This window comes from Streptomyces katrae (genome assembly GCF_000966975.1).
Taxonomy (GTDB): Bacteria; Actinomycetota; Actinomycetes; order Streptomycetales; family Streptomycetaceae; genus Streptomyces; species Streptomyces katrae.
Map to the genome: position 1 here is coordinate 1 of NZ_JZWV01001650.1, position 1387 is coordinate 1387.

The 1387-nt window shown below is 73.3% G+C and carries 2 protein-coding genes; both read left to right on the forward strand.

Features of this window, described 5'->3' with window-relative positions; genetic code table 11:
* Positions 1 to 61: 61 nt before the first annotated feature.
* The gene (locus VR44_RS39845) at positions 62 to 595 is read left to right on the forward strand and encodes a sigma-70 family RNA polymerase sigma factor (RefSeq protein ID WP_045952586.1); all 534 of its coding nucleotides are present in this window, start codon (positions 62 to 64) and stop codon (positions 593 to 595) included.
* A gap of 256 nt (positions 596 to 851) precedes the next feature.
* Entirely contained in the window at positions 852 to 1316 is a 465-nt protein-coding gene (locus VR44_RS39850) for a hypothetical protein (protein ID WP_045952587.1), read from the forward strand.
* Positions 1317 to 1387 lie beyond the last annotated feature (71 nt).

Genomic DNA, 1387 nt, shown 5'->3' on the forward strand with positions numbered 1-1387 from the left:
CGGCCCCTCCCCAGACCCCCGCCCCCTCGCCCGCCCCGCGGATCCGGAAGGAGCCACCGACGTGCCCCCCTCCCCCACCCTCCAGCGCACGGAACCCGAGGCGCTCGCCGCACTCCAGCGCGAGCACGGGCGGGCCCTGTTCTGCTTCCTGCTCGGTCTCACGGCAGGGGACGCGCAGCGCGCCGAGGACCTCGTGCAGGAGACCCTCGTCCGGGTCTGGCAGCACCCCGAGGTGCTGGCGACCGGGCACGGGTCCATGCGCCCCTGGCTGTTCACCGTGGCCCGGCGGCTGGCGATCGACGCCCGCCGGGCCCGGCTGTCCCGGCCCCAGGAGGTCGAGCCCGACGGCCTGGAACAGGCACCCGCGCCGGAGGACGCGGTGGCCGGCTCGGTCACCGCCATCGACGTGCGGCGGGCGGTCGGCAGCCTGGGGCAGGAGCACCGCGAGGTACTGATGCAGGTCTACTTCCAGGACCGCTCGGTCGCCGAGGCCGCGGCGGAGCTGGGCATCCCGGCCGGCACCGTCAAATCCCGCACGTACTACGCCCTGCGCGCCCTGCGGAAGGGGCTCCAGGGATACGGCCTGGGCGCCTGAACCGGGCACAGGGGCACGAGGACCGCCCCTGCCGCGGTGGAGGAACACTCAAGAAACTCCCCCCACGCGTACGAACCGGACACAATCCATGTCGAAATCGGCATCCGTCCGTTCAAGTTGAGTAAACATCCCCCGTTGCGCGAGCCCTCCGGTGAAGGCTCGGAGACGACGGCGGCAGGCTCGACGCGCGGGAGAAGGTGGAACGGTGCAGCCCGAGGGTTTGAACGGCACCAGTGACGGCGGACTGGCAGTGCCCATGGCGTGGCTCTACGCGGAGTACATCGCGGACGAGCTGCTGCGCACGGGCCGGCTGATCCCGGTCAGCACCCTGGAGTTCCGCGCCGGGCGGGACACGCTCGCGCTGACGATCTACCTCTCGGACGCGGCCGGCGAGCTCTCCGGGATCCGGGTCGTCTCGCAGCTGGACGAGTGGCTGTCCCTGACGGCGTACGGGCACCCCTGGCGCGACTGGGTCCAGACCCGGTTCCTCACCCTGGGCGAGGAGGCCCGCGAGCGCGGCCGCGGCGAGGACCCGGACCTGGAACTGGCCCGGGCGGCCTGGCGCTGGCTGGACCACACCGAGCTGTTCGCCACCAACCTCGACCCGGACCACCCCGCCCAGGCCGGCCCCCCGCCGGGCCTGGACGAGAACGCCCGGGTCTGGACCCCCGCCTGGCAACTGGGCCTGCCGCTGGGGCACCTGGCGATGCACCTGTTCTGAGGAGCCCTTCTGGGGGCGTCTAGGGGGTGTTGCGAGAGCATGTGCCGGGCGCCGTGGGCGCCGTGCGGGAC